This is a genomic window from Kaistia algarum (genome assembly GCF_026343945.1).
Taxonomy (GTDB): domain Bacteria; phylum Pseudomonadota; class Alphaproteobacteria; order Rhizobiales; family Kaistiaceae; genus Kaistia; species Kaistia algarum.
Window position 1 is genome coordinate 752,520 of record NZ_JAPKNJ010000002.1, and the last position, 15,161, is coordinate 767,680.

Sequence of the window (15,161 nt, forward strand, 5' to 3'; positions counted from 1 at the left end):
CGAAGCCTTCAGAAGGCCTCGTGGAACGGAATGGAAGGACTACGGCCAGCCTCGGCGGGAACCATCGGCGCCCGATGCGGCGTCAATGGTGAAGGCAGCTGCGGCGGACTTTTTCTATACGCCCAGTCCAGACGGAGGGGAAGCGAGCGCCGTCATCATCATGGCCGGATCGACATTGCCGCCGGAGAGGACGACCACGACATTTCTGCCTCGCGCATCGAACCGGCCGGAGAGCAGCGCCGCAAGCGCCACGGCGCCGCCTGGCTCCACGACCAGCTTCAACGTTCGAAACGCGAACGCCATCGCCTCCAGGACCTCGCGATCCGTCACAGTGAGCGCCCCGGCACCGAGCCGGTTGTTGATTTCGAAGCTGATCGCACCCGGCGTCGGCGCCAGCAGCGCATCGCAGATCGAGCCGGATAGCGCGGGGTTGCGCTGCGGAGAGCCGGCAGCGAGCGAACGGCCGTAGTCGTCGAAGCCGGCCGGTTCGACGACATAGGTTCGCGCGCCCGTGCCGCGCGCAGTCATCGCGAGGTTGACACCGGACGAGAAGCCGCCGCCGCTGCAGGGGACCAGGACTGCCTCGACAGAAAAGCCGGTTGCCTCGCAATCGGCGGAGATTTCGAGCCCGACCGTACCCTGTCCCGCGATCACATTTCGATCATTGAAGGGGTGGATAAGGACGCCGCCGGTCCTGGCGATGATGTTGGCCGCGATCGCGTCGCGATCTTCGTTCGCACGGTCATAGAGGATGATGTCGCCGCCGAGGCGCCGCGTTCCCTCGATCTTGAGCTTAGGCGCATCGGCCGGCATGACGATGGTGGAGCGATAGCCGAGGATCGAGGCCGCGGCGGCAACGCCCTGGGCATGATTGCCGGAGGAAGTTGCGACGACGCCGTTCCGCCCCTGCTCCGGCGTCAGCGAGGAGACGGCATTATATGCGCCGCGGAACTTGAACGAGCCGGTTCGCTGCAGCGTCTCGCATTTCAAGCGGATATGCCCGTCCGTCACCGCGTCGAGCGCCGGGCTGGAGAGCAGCGTCGTGCGGACGGCAATGCCGTCAAGGCGCCGGGCGGCGGCTTCGATGTCGTCAAGGGTCGGGGTCATGACGAAGGGCTAGCAAGGAGTCCGGCTGCCCGCAAGGCGGATCGCGATCAGGCGACGCGACGGGCCATTTCCCAGCCATGGACCCCGATGACATTGTCGAGGAATTGCCGGGTCGCGGATTGCCAGGAGCTGCGCAGCGCCACGCTCCGGCAGACTTCGCGCGGGATTTCGATTGCCCTCATGGCGGCGGCGCGCAGATCCTCGTCCAGAACGCCGCCGCCCGTTCCGCCAACGACATCGCTCGGTCCGGCTACGGGGAAGGCCGCGACCGGCAAGCCCGAGGCCATCGCTTCGAGCATCACGACGCCGAAGGTGTCGGTGCGGCTGGGGAAGACGAAGCAATCAGAAGCGGAATAGATATCCGCCAGTTCCGAACCGACCTTGGAGCCCAGAAAGGACACTTCGGGATGGCTGCGCTTCAGTCCTTCGAGAGCCGGGCCGTCGCCGACGACGACCTTGCTGCCCGGTAGATCGAGATCGAGGAAGGCATCGATGTTCTTCTCGACCGCGACGCGTCCGACATAGAGCCAGATGGGACGCGGCAGATCGAGCGCGTCGGGATTGCGTCCGGGCCGGAACATATCGGCATCGACGCCGCGCGACCAGCGCATCAGATTCTGAAAGCCGCGCGCCTTCAGTTCCTTTTCGATCGAGGGCGTCGCCACCATGCAGCCGGCACCGGAATTGTGGAAATCGCGCAGGAAATTATAGGTCCAGTCGACCGGAATGGGCAGTCGTGCAGCGAGATATTCGGGGAAGCGGGTGTGATAGCTGGTCGTGAAGAGGCGATGGCTCTTGATGCACCAGCGGCGGGCGGCGAAACCGATCGGCCCTTCCGTGGCGATGTGTACGTGATCCGGCTCGATGGCGTCGAGCCTCCGCGCGATCGAGCCCGGCGCCGTTACAGCCAAGCGGATCTCGGGATAGGTCGGGCAAGGGATGGTGGGGAACCCGTCTGGCGTCAGCATGATCGCAGTCGAGCCAAGCTCCGGCAGATGGCGGCCGAGGCGCTCCAGCGTCCGCACCACGCCGTTGATCTGGGGATGCCAGGCATCGCTGGCGATCAGGATCCGGCTCATGCGGCGACCTGGTCGATTTCCGTTTCGCTGTCATCGACCACGTAGGGCGAGTTCGCGGCGATGGTAGACCAGTGGACGATTTCCAGCCGCCCATCATGATGTTCGGCGATCGCCGTGCAACTTTCGACCCAGTCGCCGGTGTTGACGTAGCGCAGGCCAAACTCGTCGTGGATCGCGGCATGGTGGATATGACCGCAGACAACGCCGTCGGCGCCGACGCGGCGCGCCTCGGTCACCAGGGCCTGCTCGAAGGCTCCGATGAAATTGACCGCGTTCTTGACCTTGAGCTTGGCCCAGGCGGAGAGCGACCAATAATCGAAGCCGAGCTTTCGGCGGACCCGGCTCACGATCGTGTTGAGGGCCAGCGCGAACTCATAGGCATTGTCGCCCAGAAGGGCGAGCCATTTGGCATGGCGTACGACGACGTCGAACTGATCGCCATGGATCACCAGCAGACGCTTACCGTCTGCCGTCTCATGGATGACGCGATCGACGACCTCGACGCCGCCCAGATGCGTCCCGAGATAATCGCGCAGGAATTCGTCATGATTGCCCGGCAGATAGACGAGGCGAGCACCCTTGCGGCCCTTGCGAAGAAGTTTCTGGACCACGTCATTGTGGGCCTGTGGCCAATACCAGCTCTTCTTCAGCCGCCAGCCATCGACAATGTCGCCGACCAAATAAATCGTCTCGGCATCGTGCCATTTCAGGAAGTCGAGCAGAAGATCTGCCTGACTGCCACGCGTGCCAAGATGAATGTCCGAGAGGAACAATGCCCTCAGATGACGTGGAGCGTCGGCGCTCGACATGATCTTGATTCGTCCTTGGCTGCGCTTTGACTAGAGATCGCTTAGCCGAGGCCAACTACAGATTTGTGACAGGCGCTCAGACGAGCGTCGGCACCATCGATACAACCAGCAGAATCGCCATCGCGGCGTTGAAGACCGAGACGCGTCGGTCGCTGTCCAGAAAACGCGCAATGCCGGTGCCGAACAGGCACCAGACAATGGTGGACGGCAGCGCCGTGATCGCGAACACGACGACCAGAAGCAACGTCGCCCGCAGCACATCGGCTCCGGCCGGCACATAGAGCGCCATGGCTCCGACGGCCATCATCCAGGCCTTGGGATTGACCCATTGGAACAGGGCCGCCGCGACGAAGCTCATCGGCTTGCCGACGCGCTCGCCGCTGGCGTCATGGCGTCCGGCGCGGGCCAGGCCCCATGCGAGATAGAGCAGATAGGCGAAGGCGAGATATTTCAAGACGTCGTGCAGGATCGGATAAGTCACAAAGACGCCGCCAAGGCCGATACCGACGGCGAAGACCATCAGGGGGAAGCCGATCGAGATGCCGAGCATATGCGGGATGGATGGCCTCAAGCCCCAATTCGCGCCGGATATCATCAGCATGGTGTTGTTAGGGCCCGGCGTGAACGCCGTGATCAGCGCGAAGCCGAACATCGCGACAAGCGTTTCCATGATCCGTCTCCTCCCCCACAGGGAGAGGTTTGTTTCATAGCCCTTCATTTAGGTCAATGATGCTGACGTTTATCGGAAGGTCGTATCGGCCTGTTCCCAAAAAGCCAAGCTGCATTGCTGAATGAAGCCCTCATGGGTACTTGCGCGGTGGGGAACCCTCGACCATGATCCCGGCCGCCAACACGGAGAAAAAGCAATGAAACTCCTTCGCTTCGGCGCCGCTGGCGCGGAAAAGCCGGGCCTCCTCGACAAGGACGGCACGATCCGCGACCTTTCGGGCGTCGTTTCGGATATCTCCCCGGAAACGCTCAAGGACGGTGCCATCGACAAGATCGCCAAGGTCGACCCGGCGAGCCTGCCGGCTGTGGACCCCGGCGTGCGCATCGGGCCGGTCGTCAGCCGGACCGGCAATTTCATCGCCGTCGGCCTCAACTATGTCGACCATGCGATCGAGACCAATTCGCCCATCCCGGCGGAGCCGATCCTCTTCAACAAGACCCCGAACTGCATCATCGGACCGAATGACCCGGTGACGATCCCCAAGGGTTCGCAGAAGACGGACTGGGAAGTCGAGCTCGCCATCGTCATCGGCAAGACGGCGCTTTATGTCTCCGAGGCGGACGCGCTTTCCTATGTCGCCGGCTTCGCCGTCTGCGACGACGTCTCCGAGCGCGCGTTCCAGACGGAGCGCGGCGGCCAGTGGATGAAGGGCAAGGGCTCGCCCACCTTCGGTCCGCTCGGCCCCTGGCTGGTGACGCCTGATGAGATCGCCGACGTGCAGAACCTGGACATGTTCCTCGATCTGAACGGCAAGCGCGTGCAGACCGGCAACACCAAGACGATGATCTTCGGCGTCGCCCACATCGTCAGCTATATCAGCCAGTTCCTTCAGCTTGATCCCGGCGACGTCATCACGACGGGCACCCCGCCGGGCGTCGGCATGGGCATGAAGCCGCCGGTCTTCCTGAAGGACGGCGACGTCGTCCGCCTCGGCATCGCCGGCCTCGGCGAGCAGACCCAGACGTTCCACGCCTACAAGGGCTGAAGCGTCAGGCTTTGAATCAGGAGGCCGGACCTTTGTGGTCCGGCCTTTTTCGTTACGGCGACACCCACCCCTACCACCACTCGTAAAAATGATGCACCGGCCCGTGGCCCTTTCCAATCGTCAGTCGGTCAGAAGCAGCGATGGCGCCCGTGAGATAGGCCTTAGCGAAGTCTACCGCCTCGATCAGCGACTTGCCGCGCGCGAGGCCCGCCGCGATCGCCGAGGAGAGCGTGCAGCCGGTGCCATGTGTGTTCACCGTGTCAATACGCGGCGCGCGGAACCAATGGCGCGCGCCCTCCTCCGTTGCCAGCAAGTCGGAGGCTTCCGGCCCCTCGCCATGCCCGCCCTTGATGAGGACGGCATGCGCGCCGAGCGCCAAGATCGCGTCGGCCTGCCGCTCCATTGACGTCTCGTCTTCTGCCGTCTCCCCGTGCAGGATCCGCGCTGCTTCGCGCAGATTGGGCGTGACCAGCAGAGCACGCGGAAAGAGATCGGAGATCAGCGTCGCCACCGCCTCCTCGCGCAGCAGGACGTCGCCGCTGGTCGCCACCATCACCGGATCGAGCACCACGGCCTTCTGGCCGTAGCGATCGAGTCCGGCCGCCACGGCGCGGATCACGGCGGGATTGGACAGCATGCCGATCTTCACGGCGTTGACGGGGAGATCGGAGAACACGGCATCGATCTGCGCGGTGACGAAATCCTCGGGCACGTCGTGGATGGCCGTGACGCCGACCGTGTTCTGCGCCGTCAGCGCAGCGATCACCGACGCGCCATAGACGCCGAGCGCCGAAAACGTCTTCAGATCGGCCTGGATGCCGGCGCCACCTCCCGAATCCGATCCCGCTATCGTCACAGCGATCGCCGTCATGTTCCTGTAATCCCTCAAATATCGGTCGGCGGCGTCTTCGACGCCTCTTCCCGGCTTCGCCGCACGCCCAGCCGGTGCTCGCGAAAGATCACGAACATACCGGACCCGATGACGATGGCCGAGCCGACCAGCATGGTGGCGGTCGGCAGGTTCGAGAACAGGAATATGCCGACCGCGATCGCCCAGATCATCGAAACATATTCAAACGGCGCGACAAGCGAGGCTTCACCGTAGCGATAGCTTTGCGTCAGCAGCACCTGCCCGATTCCTCCTGCCACGCCGCAGCCCACGAGCAGTGGCCAGTCGGCCAGCGCCGGCCATACCCAGCCGAAGGGCAAGGTCACCAGCATGAAAAGCGCCGTGAACAGCGAGAAATAGACCACGATCGTGCCGGCCTCTTCCGACCAGGTCAGCCGGCGCGTCTGCGTCGCCGCTAGCGCACCGAAGAACGCGGCCAGCAGCGAGAAGATCGCGCCCAGCGTGCTCCTGTGCGGGCCGACATCGGGACCGACATAATCTGAAAGGATGACGAGGACACCGACGAAGCCGATGACCACCGCCGTCCAGCGATAGGCGCGCACCGGCTCGTGCAGCAGCACCGCGGCCAGCACGACGGTCATCAGCGGCGAGGCATAACCGATCGCGGTCGCATCGGAGAGCGGCAGCCTCGCGAGCGCCGAGAAGCCGAAGAACATCGACGTCGCGCCCGCGATCGATCGGACCACATGACCGCCAATGCGCGGCGTCAGGAAGACGGCCGGGAAGAAGCCGCGCCAGCCGACCCAGGCCAGCACCGGGATGAGTGCGAAGGCCGAGCGGAAGAAGGCAACCTCCCCCGCCGGATAACGATCGGAGATGAACTTGATCTGCGTCGCCATCGCAGTGAAGGCGAGGGTCGAGATCACCTTGAGCAGCACGCCGAACAGCGGCCGCGCGCCTCGAGTCGTTTCCATTTTACCTTCGGATCACGAGCGGACCCGTTTCTGGGGGCCATCGGCGGACAGCCGCGGATGGCGGGAGGATCAATCGTTCAGCGCCGCCCAGATGCGTTCGGGCGTCGCCGGCATGTCGATATGGGTGATGCCCTTGGCGCGGGCGAGCGCATCGACAACGGCATTCATTACCGCGGGCGTTGCGCCGATCGTTCCGGCCTCGCCGGCCCCCTTGATGCCCATGACATTGGTCACTGAAGGGACATTGTGGGTTGCGAGGCGGAAGCTCGGGAAATTGTCGGCGCGCGGAAGGCAATAGTCGAGCAGCGAAGCGGTCAGCAACTGGCCGTCGGCGTCGAAAATCGTGCCTTCGTTCAGCGCCTGGCCGATGCCCTGCGCGACACCGCCATGAAGCTGGCCGGCGAGCAGAATCGGGTTCACCGTGACGCCGAAATCGTCGCAGATCGAGAAATCGATCAGCGTCGTGACGCCAGTCTCCGGATCGATCTCGACCTCGGCGATATGGGTACCGTTCGGATAAGTGCATTCATCCTGGACGAACTCACCGACCGCCGTCAGCAGCGCCGGCTCCTTGGCCTTGGCCGCGATCTCGGCCAGCGACAGCGAACGGTCGGTGCCGACGATGCTCACACCGCCATCCGCGAGTTCCAGATCCTCGACGCCGACTTCAAGCTCGTCCGAGGCGATCTGCTTGATCTGGCTGGCGAGCGTCAGCGACGCGCGGTCGACCGATACGGCGCCGAGCGGGATCGAGCGCGAGCCGCCGGTGCCCTCGCCGGTCGCGACACGGTCGGTATCGCCCTGGATCACCTCGACCTTGTCGATATCGATACCGAGATGGGCGGCGACGAATTGTGAATAGGCGGTGCCATGGCCCTGACCGTTCGTCTGCGTGCCGATGAGCAGCGTCACCGTGCCATCGGCATTGAGCTTGACCGTCGCCGGCTCGGAGCCCGGAAAGGCGCAGGCCTCGACATAGGTCGCGATGCCGAGGCCGCGCAGCTTGCCGCGAAGCCGCGCAGCCTCGGCGCGCGCCGGGAAGCCGTCATAATCGACGAGCGCCAAGTTGCGGTCGAGATGGCCGGTGAAATCGCCGGTGTCGTAGTTCCGCCCACCCTGCGTCAGATAGGGGAGCTGGTCGGCGCGGATGAAGTTGCGCTTGCGGATCTCGATCGGGCCAAGCCCAGTCTCACGCCCGCAGAGATCGACAAGACGCTCAATCAGATAGGCGGCTTCTGGACGGCCGGCGCCGCGATAGGCGTCCGTCGGGGTGGTGGTCGTGTAGACGCAGCGAACCGTCACATCCATGGCCGCGATGTCGTAGAGCCCCGTCGACATGGTGACGCCGCCAGCCGCGATATCCGCGCCGAACTGCGACATGTAGGCGCCAATATTGGAGAGGAGATCGACGCGGAGCGCCATAAAGCGGCCATCTGCATCCAGCGCCATCTCGCCGACGGTCAGATTGTCCCTTCCATGCGCGTCGGAGAGGAAATGCTCGCCGCGCTCCTGCAGCCATTTGACCGGCTGGCCGAGCTGTTTCGCCGCCAAGGCCGCCAGCGGATATTCATGATAGACGAATGCCTTGGTGCCGAAACCTCCGCCGACATCGGGCGTCACGACGCGGATCCTCTTCGGATCGATCTTCAATATGTCGCGGGCGATGATATCCCGCATCGAATGGCCGCCCTGCGTGCCGAGCGTCAGCGTGAAGCGATCCGTCGCCGCGTCATATTCGGCGATGATGCCGCGGGTTTCCATGTAGTTGGCGACGAGGCGCTGGTTGACCACATCGAGGCGGACAATTTTGGCGGCTCGGGCAAAGGCCGCGTCGGTGGCGGCGACGTTGCCGAGCTTGTAGGTGAGCGCGACATTGGTGCCGAGATCCGGCCAAACCAGCGGCGCGTCCGGACCGAGCGCCGCGCGGCAATCGGTGACCGCCGGCAGCGTGTCATAGTCGATATCGATGAGTTCGGCCGCCGCCTTCGCTGCGTCCACCGTGTCGGCGACGATGAAGGCGATCGGATCGCCGACATGACGCACCCGGTCGGCGACCAGCAGTGGCCGGCGCGGCGCCTTGGCCTTGGGCCCCACGGCGGAAGGCGCGATCGCCTTGGCCGGCGGGCCCTGATAATCGGCCACATCAGCGCCTGTGAGGACCAAGCGAACGCCCGGAGCCGCCCTCGCCGTTTCGACGCCGCCGACGCGTATATCCGCGTGCGCCATCATGGAGCGGACGACGACGGCGTGCAGCGTGCCGGGAGGCGTATAGTCGCCCGTGAAGAAGCCGCGGCCGGTGATGAGCGCGCGGTCCTCCTTGCGGCGGACAGGGGCGCCCATGCCGAATTTGCGCGGCGCCGAATCACGCGGCGGGGTCATGTCGTTCATGGCCTTCGGCCCGTGGGCCGCCTCCTCGGGGGAAGGGTGGCGAGCCGGAAGCCCGGAGCCCCGCCCAATCATGGATGGACGCAATCCGCGTCCTTTGCTCGATGATAGGGGCGGCCCGGACGGGCGGCAACCTCCGCCGTACGGAGATTGGCCAGATCGTCGCCTTTCCGTTGCCGGAATCCCGTGTTAAGCAGCCGACACTCAGCGGTCAGCCACCATCGGTTCACTTCATGAATAGTCAGTACCTGCGGCCTTCTCTTCGCGCGATGGTCGCCGCTGCCCTTTTCGCGGTCGCCGGAATCCCGGCCGCGAATGCCGAGCGGATCACCAACCCGATCGCCGAATTCGCCGGTCTCGACAAGATCACCGGCAGAATCATCACCTTCGACGTCTACATGGACGAGACGGTGCAGTTCGGCGCGCTTCAGGTTACGCCACGCGTATGCTATTCGCGCCCGCCAACCGATCCGCCGCGCACCGATGCCTTTGTCGAGGTCGATGAGATTACGCTGCAGCGCAAGGTCCGCCGCATCTTCACGGGCTGGATGTTCGCCGACAGCCCGGGCCTGCATGCCGTCGACCACGCCGTCTATGACGTCTGGCTGGCGAACTGCAAGACTTCGTCGACCGTCGCCAAGCCATCCAAGCCGTAGAAATCGCCGTCGACCGCCAGAGCTGCCTCAAGGCGGCGGTGATATTCGGCGCGATCGATTTCGATGACGCCGAACTGCTGCAGATGCTCGGTCGTGAACTGGGCATCGAGCAGCCGGAACCCGCCGGCCTTCAGCCGAGCGACCAGATAGACCAGCGCCACCTTCGAAGCGTCGGTCGCGTGACTGAACATGCTTTCACCGAAGAAGGCGCCCTTCAGCCGCACGCCATAGAGACCGCCCACCAGATCGCCGTTCAGCCAGACCTCGACGGTGTGGCAATGGCCGAGCGCGAAGAGCTGCCGGTAAAGCTGGCGGATACGGCCGTTGATCCAGGTCTTGTCGCGATAGGTCGAGGCGAAATTGCCCGCGCAGCCCGCGATGACGCCGTCGAAATTCGTATCGATGCGGATTTCGAAAGGCTGCTGGCGGATCGTTCGCGCCAGACGACGCGGCACGTGGAACGCGTCTAGCGGAAATATCCCCCGGCTTTCGGGCTCGATCCAATAAAGCCCCGGATCATTGGCCGAATCCGACATCGGAAAGATGCCGCAGGCATAGGCCTTCAGCAGCACCTGCGGCGTGATCTGAGGCGCCGAATCGGACTGTCTTGTCATCGACCCATTCTAACCGGCAACCGGCTCCGATCAGGTTTCCGTCCCGATCGGGTTCACCGTACGAACAGACAACCGCCCTGCCCCAACAGGACGATCAAGTCTGCCACGGTTCGCCGCGCCGCGAAAGCCGCACCGATGCATGGCTTCGGCAGGTCAGGCCAGCTTCTTCTCCAGCCAATGAATGTCGTAGTCGCCATTGGCGATATCGGGATCGTCGACCAGTTCGCGGAACAGCGGGATCGTCGTCTTGATCCCGTCGACGACGAACTCGTCGAGCGCCCTGCGCAGCCGCATCATGCATTCGACGCGGTTGCGCCCATGCACGATCAGCTTGCCGATCAGGCTGTCGTAATAGGGCGGGATCTTGTAGCCCTGATAGACACCCGAATCGACGCGGACGCCCAGGCCGCCCGGCGGATGGTAATAGGTGATCAGCCCCGGCGACGGCGCGAAGGTCCGCGGATCCTCGGCGTTGATGCGGCATTCAATGGCATGACCTTCGAAGGTCACGTCTTCCTGGCGGAATGACAGTCCTGCGCCCGAGGCAACGCGGATCTGCTCATTGACGAGATCGATACCCGTGACCGCCTCGGTCACCGGATGTTCGACCTGCAAGCGGGTGTTCATCTCGATGAAATAGAACTCGCCATTCTCGTAGAGGAACTCGATGGTGCCCGCGCCGGAATAGCCAAGACCGGCGATGGCTTTGGCGCAGATCGCGCCGATGCGTTCACGCTCGCCGGCGTTCAGGGCGGGCGAGCCCGCCTCTTCCCAGACCTTCTGGTGCCGACGCTGGAGCGAACAGTCGCGCTCGCCCAGATGCACGGCATAGCCCTTGCCGTCGCCGAACACCTGGATCTCGATATGCCGCGGCTTCTCGAGGTATTTTTCCATGTAGACGGCGTCGTCGCCGAAGGCCGACTTCGCCTCAGAACGCGCCGTCGAATAGGCGATCGGCAATTCGTCCGCCGATTTCGCCACCTTCATGCCACGGCCACCACCGCCGGCAGAGGCCTTGATCAGAACCGGATAGCCGATATACGCCGCGTTCTTCAGCGCGTCGGCCTCGTCCTTCAGCGCCCCGTCCGACCCCGGAACGACCGGAATGCCAAGGCGCTGCGCGGTGCGCTTCGCTTCGATCTTGTCGCCCATGATCCGGATATGTTCGGATTTCGGGCCGATGAAGGTGATGTTGTGAGCTTCGAGGATCTCGGCGAAACGCGCGTTCTCGGACAGAAAGCCATAGCCCGGATGGATCGCGTCTGCGCCGGTGATCTCGCACGCTGCGAGCAGCGACGGGATATTCAGATAGCTGTCGCGGGCCGGAGGCGGCCCGATGCACACGCTCTCGTCGGCGAGGCGGACATGCATGGCATCGGCATCGGCCGTCGAATGGACGGCGACCGTCTCGATGCCCAGTTCCTTGCAGGCGCGCAGGATGCGCAGGGCGATTTCGCCGCGATTGGCGATGAGGATCTTGTTGAACATCGGCCCAGCGGCACTCATTCGATGATCAACAGGGGTTCGCCATATTCGACCGGCTGGCCGTCGATCACCATGATCGCCTTGACCGTGCCGGAACGAGGCGACGGAATCTGGTTCATGGTCTTCATCGCCTCGACGATCAACAGCGTCTGGCCCTCCCGGACGGTGTCGCCGACCTCAATGAACGATTTGGCGCCGGGCTCGGGCGAGCGGTAGGCGGTGCCGACCATCGGCGAGGGCACGACACCCGGATGGTTCGCGGGATTGGCCTCAACCGGAGCGACGACGACGGCGCTTGCGACGGGGACCGGGGCCGAAACCTGGACGGCGGCCGGGGCCACGGTGATGGTACGGGCGACGCGGATCCGCAGGTCGGCATGCTCGACTTCGATTTCGGAAAGGTCGGTTTCCGTCAGCAGCATCGCGAGCTGCCGGATCAATTCCTGGTCGATGGTCGAATTCTTGCTGGTCATGCCCTTCTGTCTCTCGTTCGGAAGCTTGCCCGGTCCCTTCAAAGGACGGCCGGCTTCAGCGCCTGCAGCGCCAGCGCGTAACCCTGCGGACCAAATCCGCAGATGACGCCCAGCGCTACCGGGGAAATGTAGGAATGGTGCCGAAACGCCTCGCGCGCGAAGACGTTCGACAGGTGAACTTCCACCGTCGGCAACCCGACGGCCCGAATCGCATCCTGCAACGCGACCGAGGTGTGGGTGTAGGCGCCGGGGTTGATGACGATGCCGCGATGTCGGCCGAGCGCCTCATGGATCCAGTCGATCAACTCGCCTTCATGGTTCGACTGCCGGAAATCGACCGCAAGGCCCAGCGTGGCGCCGAAGGCGGTCGTTTCCTCGCCGATCTCGGCGAGAGTCTTGGCCCCATAGATGCCAGGCTCGCGCTTGCCGAGCATGTTCAGGTTGGGGCCGTTGAGTACCAGAATGGATATCGTCATCGATGACCGTTTGCAGGCCTCGTCGGCAGAACGCGGCCGGGGCCGAGGTCGGCAGGTTATAGGGGGTCGGCGGATAAAGGAAAAGCCCCGCCGATTGCCCGGCAGGGCTTCATGGATCGGGCGGAGGCCGTCAGCTCAGCAGGAAGTCGACCCGCAAGCGCGTACCGATTCGATTTTACCCTTCAACGTGTCATAGCCGACGGCGCCGACAACGACCTCGTCCTTGACGACATAGGACGGCGTTCCGTTGATGCCGAGCGACTGGGCAAGGGTGTAGGATTCGTTGATCGTGGCGCCGATCTCCGGCTCCTTGAGGCGCGCCTTGATGGCGGCCGTGTCGAGACCGACATCGCCCGCGACGGCCAGCGCCCGTGCGCCGTTCACCTCGCCCCGGGACAGCAGCAATTCGTCATGGAAGGCGCGGTATTTTTCCGGCGCCATCTCGTTGACGATGACGGCAACCTGCGCCGCCTCCTCCGATCCAGGTCCGAGGACCGGAAATTCCTTGAGGACGACGCGGAGGTTCTTGTCCTCATCCATCAGCTTCGCCATGTCGGCATGAGCGCGCTTGCAGTAGCCGCAGTTGTAGTCGAAGAACTCGACGAGCGTGACGTCCCCATCGGGATTGCCGAGCACCACCTGCCGCTTCGAATTGAAGAGCAGGTCTGCCTGCTTGGCGACATTCGATTTCTGCGTCTCGGCGGCGGCGGCCTGCTGGCGCTTGTCGAGCTCCTGCATCGCGTCGCGGATCACTTCCGGATGCTGCATCAGATAATCTTTGACGATCGCGCCGATCTCGTCCTTCTGCGCCTGGTCGAACAGCGGCGAGGCCGCCATCGCCGGAACCGCAAGGCCAAGCATCATCGTCGCAGCGACGAGCACCAGGCCCGCCTTCTTGCCAATCGAGAGAAGTCCGTTCTGCATGTCGGAAAGATCCTTCATCAAGGCCGAAGCCTTACTTCCGATGGGTTCATAACAGGCGTTGGTAAAAGAAACCCGTCCCCAATCAAGCTCGATCCCTGGTTTTCGTGAGCCATGACGATCACTTCGACGTGGGCGGCTGGAACGAGAGGATGTCGTCGGCGCGGATCCATGGCGGCGAGCCGCGCTTGAAAGCTGCCTGAGCCCTTGCCGCATGCGTCTTCGCCGCCTTGTAATTGCCTTCGGCGAACTCTCCCTGCGCCGTCGCCAGATCCGCCATCGGTATCTCGCCGCGCATGGCATAGGCCCGCGCCAGGCTGCGATAGCCAATGCCGACATCGGGATCCTGCTGCAGGCCGACGGTGAGGTTCTTGATCGCCTCGTCGATGGATTTCGGATCGCCAGCCTCTACCAGCGTCTGGCCCAGCATAATCCGCAGCAAGCCTGATTTCGGCGCCAGAGAGACGGCCTTCTGCAAGGGCGCGATCGCCTCGCGCCCGCGGCCGCTTTCCAAGAGGATCTGGCCCTCGAGCTCCCAGAAATAGGGGTTCTTCGGCTGATCCTTGAGCATCGCATCCAGCAGCGTCAGCGCGGTCTTGCTGTTGCTGTTCCGATAGGCCGAGATGACGCGGGCATAGCGCGCCGGCATCGATACGTCGTCCGGCGGATAGCGCCGCATGACCTGACCCGCATCTTCCGTGAAGGCGGCGAGCTTGGCGCGGACCATGTCGTGGCGCAGTTGGAGCGCCGCACTGTCCTTGACGTTGAAATAGGGGCTCGCCTTGGCTGAGCGCGTGATCATGTCGAGGCGCTCGACCGGCATCGGATGCGTCTGCAGAAACGGATTGGCGCGGCGCGCCGAAAACAGCGTGTTGTCGATGAAGCGCTCGAAGGTGCGCATCATGCCCTTCGCCGATTGCCCGGTCTTCTGCAGATAGTTGAGCGCCGACTGGTCGGCTGCCATTTCTTCCGAGCGCTGATAGGCGAGCAGCGAGCGCCGCGCCGCCTCCCCGACGCCGGCCGCGATGCCGCCCCCCGCCCTTGCCGCGTCGGGCGAGCCCATGGCAGCGCCGGCCATCGCCGCACCAATGCCGGCGAGGCCGCCGATCATGGCGAGCCGCTGGGCCGTTTCGAGCTGCTGGCGAAGCTGGATCTGATGGCCGCCAGCCAAGTGTCCCGTCTCGTGCGCCAGCACGCCGATCAATTCGTTCGGCGTCTTTGAATCGATGATCGCACCGGTGTTGATGACCAATTTCTGGCCGCTCGCGACAAAGGCATTGAAGGATGGATCATCGACGAGGAAGAGTTCCACCGATGTCGAGCGGATCCCTGCCACCTTGAAGATCGGACGGATGTAGTCCTGGATCAGCGTCTCGGTCTCGGCATCCCGGATAATGCTGGGACCGCGTTGGGCCGAGGCCGTCTCGGCGCCGCCCAATGTAGCGGCGACGACCGAGACCAGCGCCAGGCCGGTCCCCGCGATCCGCCTGAAGCGTCGTGCTGCCATGGTTCAATCTTCCTTTCGCCGGTCGCGTCCGCCCTGTAAGGAACGGCGCAAGGAAATCCAGACCGAGAGCGATGCCCGCCAATTCCGGCGATTGCAAGTCGGGCTCGATG

General features: G+C 64.0%; 15 protein-coding genes. 2 read left to right on the forward strand and 13 right to left on the reverse strand.

Annotation, left to right across the window (positions count from 1 at the left end; translation table 11 throughout):
* Positions 1 to 114: 114 nt before the first annotated feature.
* The 4 genes from OSH05_RS16765 to OSH05_RS16780 all read right to left on the reverse strand — a co-directional run bounded on the left by OSH05_RS16765 (position 115) and on the right by OSH05_RS16780 (position 3,665).
* The gene (locus tag OSH05_RS16765; RefSeq protein WP_104219204.1) at positions 115 to 1,107 is read right to left on the reverse strand and encodes a threonine ammonia-lyase; all 993 of its coding nucleotides are present in this window, start codon (positions 1,105 to 1,107) and stop codon (positions 115 to 117) included.
* Positions 1,108 to 1,154: 47 nt separating this feature from the next.
* Positions 1,155 to 2,186 (reverse strand): glycosyltransferase family 4 protein, encoded by a 1,032-nt coding sequence (locus tag OSH05_RS16770; protein WP_104219205.1) that lies wholly within the window; start codon positions 2,184 to 2,186, stop codon positions 1,155 to 1,157.
* Positions 2,183 to 2,995: a UDP-2,3-diacylglucosamine diphosphatase gene (locus OSH05_RS16775; RefSeq protein WP_104219206.1), complete on the reverse strand. Its 813-nt coding sequence runs from the start codon at positions 2,993 to 2,995 to the stop codon at positions 2,183 to 2,185. Before OSH05_RS16775 ends, OSH05_RS16770 begins: the two co-directional genes overlap by 4 nt.
* A 76-nt stretch (positions 2,996 to 3,071) precedes the next feature.
* Positions 3,072 to 3,665, reverse strand: coding sequence for a LysE family translocator (locus OSH05_RS16780; protein WP_104219207.1), 594 nt, complete (start codon positions 3,663 to 3,665; stop codon positions 3,072 to 3,074).
* 196 nt (positions 3,666 to 3,861) lie between these two features.
* On the opposite strand from OSH05_RS16780, the gene OSH05_RS16785 reads away from it, so the two are divergent.
* Positions 3,862 to 4,710 carry a fumarylacetoacetate hydrolase family protein gene (locus OSH05_RS16785; RefSeq protein WP_104219208.1) on the forward strand — a complete coding sequence of 283 codons (849 nt, stop codon included), beginning with the start codon at positions 3,862 to 3,864 and terminating at the stop codon, positions 4,708 to 4,710.
* Positions 4,711 to 4,780: 70 nt separating this feature from the next.
* On the opposite strand, the gene thiD is transcribed toward OSH05_RS16785, so the two are convergent.
* The 3 genes from thiD to OSH05_RS16800 form a co-directional block, all read right to left on the reverse strand.
* Positions 4,781 to 5,581, reverse strand: coding sequence for a bifunctional hydroxymethylpyrimidine kinase/phosphomethylpyrimidine kinase (thiD, locus tag OSH05_RS16790; RefSeq protein ID WP_104219209.1), 801 nt, complete (start codon positions 5,579 to 5,581; stop codon positions 4,781 to 4,783).
* 14 nt (positions 5,582 to 5,595) lie between these two features.
* Complete coding sequence (locus OSH05_RS16795; protein WP_104219210.1) at positions 5,596 to 6,534, reverse strand: DMT family transporter; 939 nt, start codon at positions 6,532 to 6,534, stop codon at positions 5,596 to 5,598.
* Positions 6,535 to 6,603: 69 nt separating this feature from the next.
* Positions 6,604 to 8,922, reverse strand: coding sequence for a xanthine dehydrogenase family protein molybdopterin-binding subunit (locus OSH05_RS16800; protein ID WP_104219211.1), 2,319 nt, complete (start codon positions 8,920 to 8,922; stop codon positions 6,604 to 6,606).
* 266 nt (positions 8,923 to 9,188) lie between these two features.
* On the opposite strand from OSH05_RS16800, the gene OSH05_RS16805 reads away from it, so the two are divergent.
* Positions 9,189 to 9,575 carry a DUF2155 domain-containing protein gene (locus OSH05_RS16805; protein WP_104219212.1) on the forward strand — a complete coding sequence of 129 codons (387 nt, stop codon included), beginning with the start codon at positions 9,189 to 9,191 and terminating at the stop codon, positions 9,573 to 9,575.
* Here OSH05_RS16805 and aat read toward each other — a convergent pair.
* The 6 genes from aat to OSH05_RS16835 all read right to left on the reverse strand — a co-directional run bounded on the left by aat (position 9,512) and on the right by OSH05_RS16835 (position 15,051).
* Positions 9,512 to 10,189 (reverse strand): leucyl/phenylalanyl-tRNA--protein transferase, encoded by a 678-nt coding sequence (gene aat, locus OSH05_RS16810; protein ID WP_104219213.1) that lies wholly within the window; start codon positions 10,187 to 10,189, stop codon positions 9,512 to 9,514. The two genes, OSH05_RS16805 and aat, sit on opposite strands and share 64 nt — an antisense overlap.
* Before the next feature lie 153 nt (positions 10,190 to 10,342).
* Positions 10,343 to 11,677, reverse strand: coding sequence for an acetyl-CoA carboxylase biotin carboxylase subunit (accC, locus tag OSH05_RS16815; RefSeq protein WP_104219214.1), 1,335 nt, complete (start codon positions 11,675 to 11,677; stop codon positions 10,343 to 10,345).
* Positions 11,678 to 11,691: 14 nt separating this feature from the next.
* On the reverse strand, positions 11,692 to 12,147 hold the full coding sequence (gene accB, locus OSH05_RS16820) for an acetyl-CoA carboxylase biotin carboxyl carrier protein (RefSeq protein WP_104219215.1): 456 nt from the start codon (positions 12,145 to 12,147) through the stop codon (positions 11,692 to 11,694).
* Between the two features lie 38 nt (positions 12,148 to 12,185).
* Positions 12,186 to 12,623 carry a type II 3-dehydroquinate dehydratase gene (gene aroQ, locus OSH05_RS16825; protein ID WP_104219216.1) on the reverse strand — a complete coding sequence of 146 codons (438 nt, stop codon included), beginning with the start codon at positions 12,621 to 12,623 and terminating at the stop codon, positions 12,186 to 12,188.
* A 135-nt stretch (positions 12,624 to 12,758) separates the two neighbouring features.
* Positions 12,759 to 13,547, reverse strand: coding sequence for a DsbA family protein (locus tag OSH05_RS16830; protein ID WP_104219311.1), 789 nt, complete (start codon positions 13,545 to 13,547; stop codon positions 12,759 to 12,761).
* A gap of 118 nt (positions 13,548 to 13,665) precedes the next feature.
* Complete coding sequence (locus OSH05_RS16835; protein WP_104219217.1) at positions 13,666 to 15,051, reverse strand: M48 family metalloprotease; 1,386 nt, start codon at positions 15,049 to 15,051, stop codon at positions 13,666 to 13,668.
* Positions 15,052 to 15,161: the final 110 nt, after the last annotated feature.